Origin of the sequence: Mesorhizobium sp. M7A.F.Ca.AU.001.01.1.1, assembly GCF_004022735.1 — a bacterium.
Classification (GTDB): Bacteria; Pseudomonadota; Alphaproteobacteria; order Rhizobiales; family Rhizobiaceae; genus Mesorhizobium; species Mesorhizobium ciceri.
Window position 1 is genome coordinate 1 of the sequence record NZ_RZPF01000960.1, and the last position, 1,928, is coordinate 1,928.

General features: G+C 58.7%; 2 protein-coding genes. Both read left to right on the forward strand.

All coding sequences use genetic code 11. The features are described from left to right. Positions 1 to 245 (forward strand): site-2 protease family protein (locus EN884_RS34560; RefSeq protein WP_206617728.1); only part of this gene is annotated, 245 nt, incomplete at its 5' end. A 217-nt stretch (positions 246 to 462) separates the two neighbouring features. Further along, positions 463 to 1,928, forward strand: a 1,466-nt coding sequence (bamA, locus tag EN884_RS34565; protein WP_128361065.1) for an outer membrane protein assembly factor BamA, incomplete at its 3' end; no start/stop codon positions are given.

Genomic DNA, 1,928 nt, shown 5'->3' on the forward strand with positions numbered 1-1,928 from the left:
GGGCTGCGAAACTGGGATTCGAATGGCTCGTGCAACTGGTTGCACTGCTATCCGTTGGCATCGGAATTCTGAACCTTTTGCCGATTCCCCCTCTCGACGGCGGTCACCTCTTGTTCTACGGGGTGGAGGCTGTCATTCGCCGTCCGGTGTCGGAACGGATGATGGAAATGGCCTATCGGGCCGGGTTGCTTCTGGTGCTGTGCTTCATGGGGTTCGTTTTTTGGAACGATCTGTTTGGGTGCTGAAATCATGAAGAAATTTGGCTTCTGCATGGACGATGTTGAGACGCCGTTTACCATGCAAGGGGATATGAGTGACGCGAAAGCCACGCCGCAGGGTTAAGTAAATACAAATTAACCAGAAGCCTTGCGTGTAGGGAAAATCCGGTTAATACGGTAGGGGAAATTACCGCACGTCCGGTTTTCTCGCCGTGGGGACTACGAGAAAAGGTTATTAAGCCCGATGAAGGCAGCATCCAAGTTTCTAAGCGCCGCGTCCGCGGTGACCCTGTCCGCGGCCATGGTCGTGCCAGGCGCGCTCGCAGTGCAGTTCGTTGCCACATCGGCGGCTGAAGCCGCTGTCGTCAGCAGAGTCGAAGTAAGCGGCAACCAGCGTATCGACGCTGAGACCATCCGCAATTACATCACCATCAAGCCGGGCAAGGCTTTCTCCAGTTCCGATATCGACGGTGCGGTCAAGGCACTGTTTGGCACCGGCCTGTTTTCGGATGTGCAGATCAACCAGGTCGGCTCGACGCTGGTGGTCAAGGTTGCCGAGTATCAGGTTGTCAACCAGGTGCTGTTCCAGAACAACAAGAAACTCAAGGACAATGCGCTCGCGGCGGCGGTGCAGCTGAAGCCACGCGGAACGTTCTCGCAGGCGACGCTCGATGCCGACGTGGAGTCGGTCAAGGCTGCCTACAGGCGCATTGGTCGCGACGACGTGACCGTGACCACGCAGGTCATGCAGCTTGGCGACAATCGCGTGAATGTGGTCTTCAACATTGCCGAAGGCGATCGCACGCAGATCGCGGCGATCAATTTCGTCGGCAACAGCGCCTATTCCAGCCGCCGCCTGTCGGATATCATCAACACCAAGCGTTCGTCCTGGGTTTCCTTCATCCTGCGCGACGACGTCTACGACGATGACAAGCTGCGCGCGGACCAGGAGCTGCTGCGCCGCTTCTACTACAATCACGGCTATGCCGACTTCCAGGTCGTGTCCGCCGTCGGCGAGCTCGACAGCGCGACGAACAAGTACACGGTCACCATCACCGTCCAGGAAGGCGACCGCTACACGTTCGGCGATGTCAGCGTCGAGAGCACGATCCCTGAAGTCGACGGCAAGTCGCTGGAATCGGTGATCGAGACGCACAAGGGTGACGTCTACAACGCCAAGAACGTCGAGGATTCCATCATCGCGCTGACCGAGAAGGTGGCCGGTTCCGGCTATGCCTTCGCGCAGGTCACGCCGCGCGGCGACCGCAATTTCGAGAACCACACCATTTCGGTCGTCTACACGATCGACCAGGGCACCAAGGCCTATATCGAGCGCATCGAGATCCGCGGCAACGATCGCACGCGTGACTATGTCATTCGCCGGGAGTTCGACGTCAGCGAAGGCGACGCCTTCAACCAGGTGCTCATCCAGCGCGCGAAGAAGCGCCTGGAAAACTTGAACTACTTTGAGAAAGTCGACATCTCGACCGTGCCTGGCTCGCAGCCCGACCAGGTCGTTCTGGTGGTCGACGTGGTTGAGAAATCGACCGGTGAGTTCTCGGTGGGCGCTGGTTATTCGACCGGTGGCGACACGGCCGGTCCGTCGGTCGAAGGCTCGGTGACCGAGCGCAACTTCCTCGGTCGCGGTCAGTTCATCAAGCTGTCTGCGGGCGGCGGCAAGAATTCACGCGACTACAGCCTGTCCTTCAC